This window comes from Streptomyces sp. NPDC007917, from assembly GCF_042959105.1.
Classification (GTDB): Bacteria; Actinomycetota; Actinomycetes; order Streptomycetales; family Streptomycetaceae; genus Streptomyces.
Genome location: NZ_JBIBKK010000029.1, coordinates 72,801 through 84,943 on the forward strand (window position 1 = coordinate 72,801; position 12,143 = coordinate 84,943).

The window sequence follows — 12,143 nt, forward strand, 5'->3', positions numbered from 1 at the left end:
ACTACTTCACATACACCGCGGTCGGGTCGGCGGTTCCGTACACCGAGTGGTACTTGATGCCACCGAGCCCCGAACCCCAGATGTTCCACTGGCGGTTGTAGAAGAGCGGGACGCCCGGCACGTCGTCGGTGAGGATCTTGTTGGCCAGCGTGACCCACTCACCCGACGCCTTCTCCACGTCCGTGATCTTCAGGATGCGGGCGATCTCGGAGTCGACCTGGCTGTTCTTGAGGTGCCAGTAGTTCTGCGAGCCGTCGGCGACGGCCTTGCTGTCGAACAGCGGCGGGACCACGGTCGAGCCGACCGGCCAGTCGGCGCCCCAGGAGACGCGGTAGATGTCGAAGCCGTTGTCGATCTTGGCGATCTCGACGTTGTAGTTGTTGGAGTCGATCTCCTTCTTCTCCACCTTGAAGCCGGCCGCCTCCAGAGCCTTGACGACGACCACCGAGACGTTCTGGTACTCGGTGGTGTTGGGGTAGGCGTAGACGATCTCCTGCCCCTCCTTGCCCGCTTCCTTCAGCAGCTCCTTGGCCTTCTTGATGTCGCCGCCCTCGTTCCCCTTCTTCGTCTTGCCGAAGGGATCGAAGTTCTTCCACCCGGCCAGCGAGGGGGCCAGCAGGTTGCCCGCCACCTGCCCGGCCCGCTTGCCGCCGAACTGGCCGAGGATCTGGTCGTTGGGCATGGCGTAGGCCAGGGCCTCCCGGACCTTCTTGTCCTTGATCCGGTCCATGTTGATGGCCATGTAGTCGACGTACGGCTGCACCTCAAGGAAGGTGCGCGACTTGGCGCCCGCGTCCTTGGCGACTTCCTGGGCGGACTCGACGGTGACCGCGTTGGTGAAGGACATCGCCTGCTTGTCGCTGCCCCGCTCGGCCAGCAGCCGGCGGGCGGAGTCGGGCTCCTGGATGCCGAAGCGGATGTCGAACTTGTCCGGGTACTGGTGGCGGACCGCGTCCGTCTTCGGGTCCCACTGGTCGTTGCGCACCAGGGTCAGCGACTTGCCCGGGTTGAGCTTGCCGATCTTGTACGGGCCGGAGGCGACCGGGTGGTTGGTGTACTTCTCGGCGGTGTCCTTCTTGCCGTCGGAGGGCACCGCGCCGATGTTCGGCATACCGACCGCGTACGGGGTGTCCGCGTGCGGCTCCTTGAAGTGGAAGACGATCGTCTTGTCGTTCGGCGTGTCGAGCACGTCCTTGGGCAGGTGCTTGCCCTTGTACGGGCCGTCCGGCAGCGCCTTGCGGAAGGACTGGCCCTCACCGGAGAGCCACTGCGGGATGTACAGCGGCCCGTCGGTGGCCCACTTGGCGTAGAGCCGCTCGATGGACTGCCGGACATCGGCGGAGGTGATCGGCGACCCGTCCTCGAACTTGAGGTTGTCCTTGAGCGTGTACGTCCAGGTCTTGCCGCCGTCCGAGGACTTGCCGGTGTCGGTGGCGAGGTCGCCGACCAGCTTCACCCGGCCCTTGTCGTCGACCTTGTAGGTGGTCAGCGACCGGTTGTAGAGCATCTGGACGGTCAGCATGTCGGCGTAGTAGATCTGCGCCGGGTCGAGATAGGTGAAGGCGTCCCGCTGCAGGACGTTGACCGTCCCGCCCTTCTTGGCGCCGGGCAGATCGGCCGCCGGGCCCGTGGAGTCGGCCGCGGTGCCGAGCGAGTAGTTGTCGGCCCTGGCCTTGTCCGGCTTGTTCTCGACGGGATCGTCGTCGCCGCCCCCGCCGCTGCTGCAGGCCGAGAGCACGAGGGCCCCGATCGCCAGAGAGACGGCCGCCCGCCGCCCTCTGCCCCGTGTGGATGAGGTCATGTGTCGTTGCACCTGCCTAGCGCTTAGTCTTCGGATCGAATGCGTCCCGGACCGAGTCCCCGAGCAGGTTGAAGGCCACCACGAAGATCACCATGGCCACGCCCGGGAAGAACATGTACGTGATGTCGTTCTGGTAGTGCCTGGCGCCGGTGGCGAACATCCGGCCCCAGTCGGGGGTCGGCTCGACGAGCCCGACTCCCAGGAAGGAGAGCCCGGCCTCGGCGGTCACGAAGGTCGGCAGCATCAGCGTCGACTGCACCAGGATCGGCGTCCACAGATTGGGCAGCAGCTCCTTGCTGATGATCCGCCACGGGGAGGCGCCGGTCACCTTCGCGGCCTCCACGAACTCCCGCTCGCGCAGGCTGAGCACCTGCCCGCGCAGCAGCCGCGCCAGCCCCATCCAGCCCAGCGCCCACTGGACCAGGATCAGGGTGATGACACGCAGATAGGTGGGCGTCTCCTTCTCCGGGTTGACGAAGAGGGAGTAGACGACGGGCGTGAAGGCCACGAACGAGAGCTGCGCGGGGAAGGCCAGGAGCAGATCGATGAAGCGGCCGAGGAAGTAGTCGGTCTTGCCGCCCATGTAGCCGGCCGTGACGCCGACGAGGATGCCGGTGAGGGTGCACAGGAGGGTGACGGCGACCGCGATCAGCAGTGACGTCCGTATGCCGTACAGGAGCTGGGTGAACACGTCCCGGCCGAGCTGGGGCTGGAGGCCGAACCAGAACTCGCCGTCGATGCCCCCGTTGGGCTTGATGGGGTAGTAGAACTCGTTGAGCAGCCCGGGCCTGTCGAGTCCGTAGGTGGTGTACGGGTTCTTGCCGTACAGCCAGGCGATCACGGGCGCGAGTAAGGCGATCAGAAAGAAGAAGATCACGACGTAGGCCGAAATCACGCCTGTCTTGTCGCGCTTGAAACGCCGCCACATCAACTGGCCGGGCGACCGCCCCACCAACGGCGCGCCGTCCTTGCCGACTTGGGCCTCAGGGACGGCGTCCGGGCCGGGCGCCTTCGCCCCGGGCGCGGCGGCCTGGGAAGGACTCGTCATCGCGTAGCGCCCCCCGCACTGATCGCTGTGTCTGTTCGCGCTGATCTACTCGCGTCATGTCGGTCCCGACCGCCGGTGGTCGTGCGCGTGTCGGGATGAGCGGACTTTCGCAACCGACTAACAGCTCAGTCAAGGGGCCAGCGGAAGCGGAAGGGGTGCTCGCGGCAACCTTGAGCGAAGATTTTGCAGATCGAGGTCCCGGCGTGCTTGACAGAGATCACTCGATGGCGACAAAGGGTGAGCAAGGCGCATCAAACGCGTTAACACGCAAGCAACTTGGCTGACGCGATACCGATATACGGACGCGCCAGGCTGAACTGCGTACGGCCGTGCGGGTGCCGTAGACCGGCCGGGGCGCGCCATGTCGCCCCGGCCGGTCACTTGTGTCGGCACATTGGCGACCCCGGGACGGTTGATCAGGGGCCGGGGCGGGGCAAACCTACAGCCATGGGGCAGGGACGGATACTCAACCGCGGCGCGCGCACCTTCGGGGCGCTGGTGTGCGCCGTGCTCGGACTGATCTCACTGGCGTGGATCATCCGGGACTTCGACAAGGCCGACGAGGCCGGCCGTGTGTGGTGGAGCTGGGCCGGGGTGCCGTACCCGGTCAGGGACGTCATGGGCGCGTCCCTCGCCGATCTGGTCCTGCTCGCCGTGTACGTGGCCGCCGGGACCGCGGCGCTCCGCTCGTCGGCCGCCGCCGGGGCGCTGGCCTCGGCCGCCGTCGCCACGGTCGCGCTGCGCCTGCCCAGCCTGTGGAATCTGCAGGCCGACTGGATGCGGGGCGTCCCCGACGGGCTGAAGACCCGCGCGCAGCTGAGCGCGTGGGCGGCGGTCGTGCTCGGGGGGCTGTTGCTGGCCGTCGTGGCCGTCGGCCGGCGCCCGGTCGACCAGAGCGCCCCCGACCACGCCGTCTCGCCCGCCGACCGCCCGCCCGGCCGGCCGAGGCCCGGGGCCGCCGGGACGGCCGCGCTGTTCCTGGGGGCCGCCGCGGTCATCGAGGGCGCCTGGCAGATCTACTGGATCCAGAAGCTGGACGGGCGGGGCAGCTACGAGCACCTGCTCACCGGCAAGTACATGCTCATCACGCTGCTCTCGCCGCCCACCGCGTGGGCGTCCTGGACGCTGGCCCTGCTCGCTCTGGTGGCCGCCATCGCGGCGCTCGGCCGGGCGCCGCTGGCCCGGCCGCTGGGGATGACGGCGGCGGCGCTGGAGCTGGGCTACGGGATCGCGGCGATCTCCGTGTACATCAAGTTCGACTACCTCGACCACCTCGACGACCTGCCGACCGTGAGCCTGCTCTCCGTGCTGACCGCGTTCTTCGAGGGAATCGCCGGCCTGGTCGTGCTGCTCGCCCTGGCACAGGCCCCCGACCCCGCGGACGCCCTTCCGCCCGCCGGATGGAGCCGGCCCCCGGCTCCGCCGTACGGGGGCTACGGCGGGTACGGAGGCTACGGCGCGGGGGACGGTGGCTACGGCGCACCGGGCGGTGGCTATGGCGCGGGCGGCAGTGACTACGGTGCGGGCGGCGGCTACGGCTACACCCCGCCGCCCGCGGCTCCGCCGGCATCCCCGCCCGTCCCGCCGACCCCGCCCTCGGTCCCGCCGCCGCCCTCCTCGCCCCCGCCTCCGCCCCCGCCGGGCTGGTAGGGAGGCCGTCGCCGCCCGGCCCGGACGGGCGGGCGGCACGCCGCGGGCTCAGCCGCTCGCTCAGTCGCCGAGCGAGCGGCGCAGGAAGTCCACCTGCAGCAGGAGCAGGTTCTCGGCGACCTGTTCCTGCGGGGTCATATGGGTGACCCCGGACAGCGGCAGCACCTCGTGCGGGCGGCCGGCGGCGAGGAGGGCGGAGGAGAGTCGCAGGGTGTGCGCGGCGACCACGTTGTCGTCCGCGAGACCGTGGATGATCATCATCGGGCGGTGCGGTTCCGCCGCGCCGTACAGCCCCTCGTCGGTGATCAGCGAGTTGGCGGCGTAGACCTCCGGCTGCTCGTCGGGGTGGCCGAGATACCGCTCGGTGTAGTGGGTGTCGTACAGCCGCTGATCGGTCACCGGGGCGCCCACGATGCCCGCGTGGAACACGTCGGGGCGGCGCAGCACCGCAAGCGCCGCCAGCAGGCCGCCGTAGGACCAGCCGCGGATGGCGACGCGGGAGAGGTCGAGCGGATAGCGCTCGGCCAGCGCCGTCAGCGCGTCGACCTGGTCCTGCAGGGTGACGCCCGCCAGGTCGTCGCGGACGGCCTTCTCCCAGGCGGGGGAGCGGCCGGGCGTGCCGCGGCCGTCGGCGACGATCACCGCGAAGCCCTGGTCGGCGAACCACTGCGAGGTCAGATGCGCGTTGTGGGCGGCCAGCACGCGCTGGCCGTGCGGGCCGCCGTAGGGGTCCATGAGGACGGGCAGCGGCCCGTCGTCCGGGGTGTGGCCGGCCGGCAGCAGCACGGCGCCGGGGATGTCGCGCTCGCCCGCGTGGAGCAGCTGGGGGCGGGCGGAGATGACGGGCCGCTCGGCGTACGAGGCGATCTCGGCGAGGCGGTCGGCCGAGCCGTCGGCGGTGGGCCTGATCACTTCCACCACCGCGCCGGGCCGGTCCGGCACGGCGCACGCCAGGACGATCACCTCGCCGCCGCGCACGGCGGACTGCACGGCGGGGGCGGGCCGCTTGTCGACCGCCTCCCAGCCGCCCTGGTCGCCGCTGCCGCGGAACCAGGCGCGGAAGACCCCGATCTCGCCGGGGTGTTCGGGCAGGTCGGCGTCCGCGCCCGGCGAGGCGGAGAAGAGGACGTCCTCCTCGCCGATGTCGAGGACCGACCGGACGTGCAGGGCGCCCGAGGTGAGCTTGCGGTCGCCGACCATCAGCACCCGGGCGCCGCCCTCGTCGGCGATGCGGACGAGCCGCCCGTCCGGCGTCCACCCCGGTACACCAGGGAAAAGATCAAGCCAGACCGGGTCCTCGTCCACATGGACCGTACGGGTGCGCCCGGTGGCGGTGTCCACGGTCAGATAGAGCTGGCTGCGCTGGTCGCGGGCCTGGACCAGCAGCAGCGGCGGGCCGTACTCGGACCAGTGCACCCGCGCGAGATACGGGTGGCGCCGCCGGTCCCATTCGATTTCGGTGCGGGACCCGTCCAGGCCCAGCAGTACCAGCCGCACCTCGGCGTTGTCGGTGCCCGCGGCCGGGTAGGCGACCTCGGCGGGCTCCCGGTCGGGGTGCGCGGGGTCGGCGATCCACCAGCGCCGTACGGGCGCGTCGTCGACCCGGGCGACCAGCAGCGCGTCGCTGTCCGGCGACCACCAGAAGCCGCGCGAGCGGTCCATCTCCTCGGCCGCGATGAACTCCGCGAGCCCATAGGTGACGGTGTCGCCCTCCGGTTCGGCCAGCGCCCGGTCGCCGCCTCCCTCGGCGTCCGTGACGCGCAGGGCGCCCTGCGCCACATAGGCGATGCGGCGTCCGTCCGGAGACGGGCGCGGATCGATCACCGGGCCGGGCACGGGGAGTTCGCGGGTCACGCCGGCGCGCAACTCGGAGGCGAAAAGCCGGCCCGAGAGTGCGAAAGCGGCCAATTCGACGCTCATGTCGGTGGCGTAGCTGACGACGCCCCCCGAACCCTCCCGGCTGCGCTCGCGGCGCGCCCGCTCCTCGGCGGACAACTCCTCGTCGGCGCCGCCGAGCAGGGCGGCCGGGTCGGCGGCCGGGTACTCCCGCCGCTCGGTCAGGTCGTGCACCCGCAGGAGGTTGGCGCGGTCGGTGCCGGTGCGCGAACGCAGGAACACCACGCGTGAGTCGTCGGGCGCCACGACGAAGGCGCGCGGCGCCCCGAGGGTGAAGCGCTGGGTGCGGGCGTGCTGCCGGGGGAACGAGAGCTGTCCGGTCATAGGCCGAGCCTACGACCTGGGGGCGATGGGGATCGCGACGCCGATCCCCATCGCCCCCCAGGTCGTACCGCTCCGGCCCCGTTGCCGCGGGCATGTTCCGCCCGCGGCGGACGCGGAGATCAACTCACCGAATGTGGCGAGAATCAGGCCTGATGACGCGGCCGATGGTGCGAACAGGCATGCGCCCCTGTCATGCTCCCGTGCACCGAGTCGTGCGCACGGGCCCATAGTTATGATCGATTGCGCATAGTGGGTAGGCCCCCTGTGGCATGAATATGTTGTCCGTTCGAGCGCGTGTACCTGGAGGTGAGCCGCTGTGGCGCTCTCGATTTCGTTGGTCGTGCTGCTGCTGATCATCGTCTTCATGCTCGTCCAGAAGGCTGGGCTGAAAGGGGGGCACGCTCTCATCTGTGTGCTGCTCGGCTTCTACCTCGCCAGTTCCTCGATCGCCCCGACGATCGACGACCTCACGACGAACGTGGCGAACATGATCGGAGATGTCGACCTCTGACGCATGGCTGACCCGCGGATCCGGCCGCGGGGCTCGTAGGCTGTGCTCATGACCCCGGTCCTTCCCGCCCGTCGCCTGCTCCTGGTACACGCACATCCGGACGACGAGTCGATCAACAACGGCGCGACCATGGCCAAGTACGCCGCCGAGGGCGCTCATGTCACGCTGGTGACCTGCACGCTCGGCGAAGAGGGCGAGATCATCCCGCCCGCCCTGGCCCACTTGGCCGCCGACCGCGACGACGCGCTCGGCCCGCACCGGATCGGCGAACTCGCCGTGGCGATGAAGGCGTTGGGGGTCAGTGATCACCGCTTCCTGGGCGGCCCCGGCCGGTACCGCGACTCCGGGATGATGGGCGCCCCGCAGAACGCCCGCCCGGAGTGCTTCTGGCGGGCGGAGGTGGACGAGGCCGCCGCCCACCTGGTCGAGGTGATCCGTGAGGTGCGCCCGCAGGTCCTGGTCACCTACGACCCGCACGGGGGCTACGGCCACCCCGACCACATCCAGGCGCACCGCATCGCCATGCGCGCGGCGGAGCTCGCCGCGGAGCCGGCCTTCCGCCGGGACCTCGGCACCCCGCACGAGATCGCCAAGATCTACTGGAACTGCGTCCCGCGCTCGGAGCTCGAGGAGGGCTTCGCCCGGCTGCGCGCCCTGGGCGCCGGGGCTCCCTTCCCGGGGCTCGCCTCCGCCGGCGATGTGCCGGGCGTGGTCGACGACGCGCGGGTGACGGCGACGGTGGACGGCTCCGGGTACGCCGAGGCGAAGGCGGAGGCCATGCGCGCCCACGCCACCCAGATCACGGTGGACGGGCCCTTCTTCGCGCTCTCGAACGATCTGGGCCAGCCGCTGTCCGCCAGGGAGCACTACCTGCTCGTCAGAGGTCAGGCGGTCGCGGCTGCCGGCTCGGACGGGGGCCGTGAGGACGATCTGTTCGCGGGGGTGCCGGCATGACGGCCGCGCGTTTGGGGGCGTATGCGCTGCTCGGCGTGGTGGGGGTGCTGGTCGCCGCCGCAGGCGCGCTGGTCCAAGGGGCCTGGTTCCCCGGCGGGTTGCTGCTCGCGCTGCTCGGCATCGGCGCGCTGTGCTACGGCGGGGTCAAGGCGACCGGGACCCGGGCGGGCGGGGTGGTGCCCGCCGGGGCGTGGGTGATCTCCGTGTTGTTTCTCACCGTGAGCCGTCCCGAGGGGGACTTCCTCTTCGGAGCAGGGGCGGGTTCGTACGCTTTTCTTCTGGGCGGAATGTTCGCCGGTGTGATGTGTGCCACGATGCCGAAGGTGTCGCAACCGGGCAGCGGCCCGGCCCGACTTGGTAAGTGACGTCACGTTTTCGCCTGGGTGTCCGCCAAGACGGCAGGCCGTGACCGCCGGTGCACGGGATGCGGTGTTACCGCGGTCGTCAAGTGCCTGCCCGCGGGGCCCAGTAAGGTGGTGCCGCCGCCGAGCCGCCCGCGCGAGTCTGACGGGCGGCGGAGCTAACTGGGAGAACCTGCTTTGAGCCGTGAATCTGACAGTTCGTCCTCCGGGCCCCGGAAGGGCGGTGGCGCCGCTGCCTACCCGCCCGGCACCCCGCCGTACGGATCCCGCCAGTACCCGTCGCCGAACCCGACGCAGGAGGGCCCGGGCGGCTCCGGCGAGGGCGAGGCGCGTGGCGCGGCCAAGCCGGAGGAACCGAAGACCGAGACCACGCTGACGACCCGGATCCGGATCAACATCCCCGGCTCGCGGCCCATCCCGCCGGTGGTCATGCGCACGCCGGTCGGCGAGGAGGGCGTGCCGAACCAGCGCTCCGCCGACGACTCCGAGGGCGCCGGCGGCCCGGCCGGGCCCGACGCCGCCCCGGCGGGCCCGGGCGCGGCCGGACCGGCGCGCGGGGAGCACGGGGAACACTCGGCGAACAAGCCCGAGAAGAAGGAAGACCGGACCAGCGACTGGTTCGCGCCCCGCAAGGCCAAGGGCGGCGGGTCGACGACGGGGAGCACACCGCAGCCCCCGGTGCCGCCGGCCGCCACGCCTCCCGGGCCCGCCGCGGCCGAGCCCTTCGCGGCCGAGCCGTTCGGGGCCGGGGCCTTCGAGCCCGAGGCCTCCGGCGCGGCGCCCTCGGCCGCGGAGACCACGCAGCCGTTCCCGGTTCCCGACTTCTCCGCCCCGGAGACCACGCAGCAGTTCCCCGCCCCGTCGCCGGGCGGCGGGCCGGGCGCCGACCTGCCGTACTTCACCGACTCCCCGCAGAGCGGCTTCCCCGGGGCGGCGGAGCCCAGCGGCCCGACGACCGGACCGGTCACCGGCGACATGCGGCTGCCCACGAGGGCCCCGGGCGCCACCCAGCCGCCGTTCGGAGGCGGCGGGTTCGCCGCGCAGCCGCCCACCCCGCCGAACGGCTCGCCGCTGTCCGGCAGCCTCGGCGCCACCACCGGCGCGAGCCCCGCGCCCTCGGCCGGGCCGCTCGACGGCCTCGGCGGCAAGCCGGGGCCGGACTCCGCGCCGACCCCGCCGCTGTTCCGCGACCCCGACCCGACCCCCGGCGGGGGTGTGCCGGCCGAGCATGTCTCCGGAGAGACGCTGGTCAGCGGCATCCCCGTCGTCCCGCCCACCGGGAACCGGCCCGGCTCGCCCTTCCCGCCGGCCGGAAGCGGCGCCCCCTCGCCCGCCCCGTCCGACGAGGACGGCAGGTCCGATCAGGCCGGCAGCCCGGCGGCGCCCGCCGCCCCGGCGGCCGCCCGCCCCAAGAAGAAGGGGCGCTCCAAGCTGGTCATGGCGGTCGGCCTGCTCGTGGTCATCGGCGGCGTCGCGTACGGCGCGGGCCTGGTGATGAACCACGCCGACGTCCCGAACGGCACCACCGTGCTGGGCGTCGACATCGGCGGCACCTCCAAGGAGACGGCCGTCCAGAAGCTGGACACCGCGCTGGAGGGCCGTACGACCGCCCCGCTGAAGGTGTCCGTGGACGGCCAGCAGAAGCAGATCAAGCCGTCCGTCGCGGGTCTGACGCTGGACACCGAGGCCACGGTCCGCGGCGTCGCCGGCCGTGACTACAACCCGGTCACCGTGATCGGCTCGCTGTTCGGCGGCACCCATCAGGCCGATCCCGTCGTCACCATCGACGAGGAGAAGCTCAGGGACGCGCTGGAGCGGCTCGCGGGCACCTCGGGCACGGCGCGCGAGGGCACGATCGAGTTCAAGCCCGGCAAGGCCGTCGCGGTGTACGGCAAGGCGGGCAAGGCGCTGGACGTCGACAAGGCGGTCGCGGCGGTGGACTCGGCGTTCCGGCAGCGGGCCGCCACGGGTGAGAACAAGGTCATCACCCTGCCCGTCGTCACCAAGCAGCCGCAGATCAGCAACGCCGAGGTCGACCGGAAGATGCGGACCTTCGCCCAGCCCGCGATGTCGGACCTGGTCAAGGTCCAGACGGACCCGGTGCACTCGCTGCCGCTGAGCCCGCAGAACTCCCTGTGGAAGATCCTGTCCATGCGGGTGGTGGACGGCAAGCTGGTCGAGCACTACGACCTGAACGCCCTGAAGGAGCTGTACGGCAACCTCTTCGACGGCGTGCTGATCCAGCGGGGCAACGGCAGCAAGCAGCCCGTCGCCCCGACGGATGTCGCGGTGGCGCTGGGCCAGGCGCTCAAGGGCAAGACCCCGGCCGAGCGGATCGGCATCATCGAGACCAACGGCAACTGAGCCAAGCGCGTACGGCCCCCGTCCGGCACCGGGCGGGGGCCGTCGCATGCCCGGCCGTCGCATGCCCGGCCGTCGTGTGCGCAACGGGTGGGGCGGCCGGGCGCGGGAACGCGGCGGGCCCGGCCCGGACCATGACATCTGTCATGCCGAGACGACGACCGCTGACACTGCCGGGGTGGGTCGCGCCGGGCGAAGCTTGGGCCATGACCGCAACCACCGCTCAGTCCGCTCCCGGGGTGGCCGCCGTACCCGGCCGCGCCGGCGCGTCGGCGTCCGCGCCCGTGGTCGCCTTCGAGAAAGTGAACAAGAGCTACGGCAGCGTGCGCGCCGTGGCCGACATGGACCTCACGCTGCACCAGGGCGAGACCGTCGCGCTGCTCGGCCCCAACGGGGCGGGGAAGTCCTCGACCCTCGATCTGCTGCTGGGGCTGCGCACCCCCGACTCCGGCCTGGTCCGGATCTTCGGCACCACCCCGCGCCAGGCCATCGAGGGCGGCCGGGTGGGCGCGATGCTGCAGAGCGGCGGGCTGATGGAGGACGTCACGGTCCAGGAGCTGGTGCGGCTCGCCTGCGATCTGCACCCCCGGGCCCACCCGGTGCGGCAGGTGCTGGAGGACGCGGGCATCACGGACATCGCCGGCCGGATGGTGAACAAGCTCTCCGGCGGCCAGGAGCAGCGGGTGCGGTTCGCGCTGGCCACCGCGGGCGCAGCCGACCTGATCGTGCTCGACGAGCCGACCACCGGCATGGACATCTCGGCCCGGCAGACCTTCTGGGCGGCGATGCGGGCGCAGGCGCGGCAGGGCCGCACCATCCTCTTCGCCACCCACTACCTCGAAGAGGCCGACGCGATAGCCGACCGCGTGATCGTGCTGCACCGCGGGCGGGTGCTCGCCGACGGCACGTCCGCCGAGATCAAGGCGATGGCCGGGGCCCGGCGGATCTCCTTCGAGCTCGACGAGCCGGCCGACGAGGAGGCGCTGAGCGCGCTGCCCGCTCTGACCGGGATCGAGATATCGGGGCGCACGGTCCGGATGCGGTCCAGTGACGCCGACGCGACGGTCCACGCGCTCTACGGCCTCGGGGTGTATCCGCGCGGCATCGAGGTCGCGGGCCTCGGCCTGGAGCAGGCGTTCCTCGCCATGACCGATGCCCGCGACCGCTGAGAAGGCGGGACGATGATCATCCTGGTCAAGCTGGAGATCACGCGCCCTGCGCAACGAGACTCGTGTT

At 71.8% G+C, this 12,143-nt stretch carries 9 protein-coding genes; 6 read left to right on the forward strand and 3 right to left on the reverse strand.

Going from position 1 to position 12,143, the window contains the following annotated elements:
• Nucleotide 1: 1 nt before the first annotated feature.
• Together ACFZDL_RS38455 and ACFZDL_RS38460 are read right to left on the reverse strand one after the other, a co-directional pair.
• A complete protein-coding gene (locus ACFZDL_RS38455) occupies nt 2–1,801 on the reverse strand; it encodes an ABC transporter substrate-binding protein (RefSeq protein ID WP_353587309.1) in 1,800 nt (599 codons plus the stop codon).
• Between the two features lie 16 nt (nt 1,802–1,817).
• On the reverse strand, nt 1,818–2,849 hold the full coding sequence (locus ACFZDL_RS38460; RefSeq protein WP_353587307.1) for an ABC transporter permease: 1,032 nt from the start codon (nt 2,847–2,849) through the stop codon (nt 1,818–1,820).
• A 447-nt stretch (nt 2,850–3,296) separates the two neighbouring features.
• On the opposite strand from ACFZDL_RS38460, the gene ACFZDL_RS38465 reads away from it, so the two are divergent.
• The gene (locus ACFZDL_RS38465) at nt 3,297–4,499 is read left to right on the forward strand and encodes a hypothetical protein (RefSeq protein WP_353587305.1); all 1,203 of its coding nucleotides are present in this window, start codon (nt 3,297–3,299) and stop codon (nt 4,497–4,499) included.
• Nucleotides 4,500–4,559: 60 nt separating this feature from the next.
• Here ACFZDL_RS38465 and ACFZDL_RS38470 read toward each other — a convergent pair whose 3' ends face one another.
• On the reverse strand, nt 4,560–6,719 hold the full coding sequence (locus ACFZDL_RS38470; protein WP_353587303.1) for a prolyl oligopeptidase family serine peptidase: 2,160 nt from the start codon (nt 6,717–6,719) through the stop codon (nt 4,560–4,562).
• A 316-nt stretch (nt 6,720–7,035) separates the two neighbouring features.
• On the opposite strand from ACFZDL_RS38470, the gene ACFZDL_RS38475 reads away from it, so the two are divergent.
• From ACFZDL_RS38475 to ACFZDL_RS38495, 5 genes are all read left to right on the forward strand, one after another.
• Nucleotides 7,036–7,230: a hypothetical protein gene (locus ACFZDL_RS38475; RefSeq protein WP_353587301.1), complete on the forward strand. Its 195-nt coding sequence runs from the start codon at nt 7,036–7,038 to the stop codon at nt 7,228–7,230.
• A gap of 48 nt (nt 7,231–7,278) precedes the next feature.
• Nucleotides 7,279–8,184, forward strand: coding sequence for an N-acetyl-1-D-myo-inositol-2-amino-2-deoxy-alpha-D-glucopyranoside deacetylase (gene mshB, locus ACFZDL_RS38480; protein ID WP_353587299.1), 906 nt, complete (start codon nt 7,279–7,281; stop codon nt 8,182–8,184).
• Nucleotides 8,181–8,549 (forward strand): DUF6113 family protein, encoded by a 369-nt coding sequence (locus ACFZDL_RS38485; protein WP_353587297.1) that lies wholly within the window; start codon nt 8,181–8,183, stop codon nt 8,547–8,549. The genes mshB and ACFZDL_RS38485 overlap by 4 nt, the downstream gene beginning before the upstream one ends.
• A 174-nt stretch (nt 8,550–8,723) precedes the next feature.
• Nucleotides 8,724–10,910, forward strand: coding sequence for a peptidoglycan binding domain-containing protein (locus ACFZDL_RS38490; RefSeq protein WP_353587296.1), 2,187 nt, complete (start codon nt 8,724–8,726; stop codon nt 10,908–10,910).
• Nucleotides 10,911–11,113: 203 nt separating this feature from the next.
• The gene (locus ACFZDL_RS38495) at nt 11,114–12,076 is read left to right on the forward strand and encodes an ATP-binding cassette domain-containing protein (RefSeq protein WP_391193571.1); all 963 of its coding nucleotides are present in this window, start codon (nt 11,114–11,116) and stop codon (nt 12,074–12,076) included.
• The last annotated feature ends 67 nt before the right edge of the window (nt 12,077–12,143 follow it).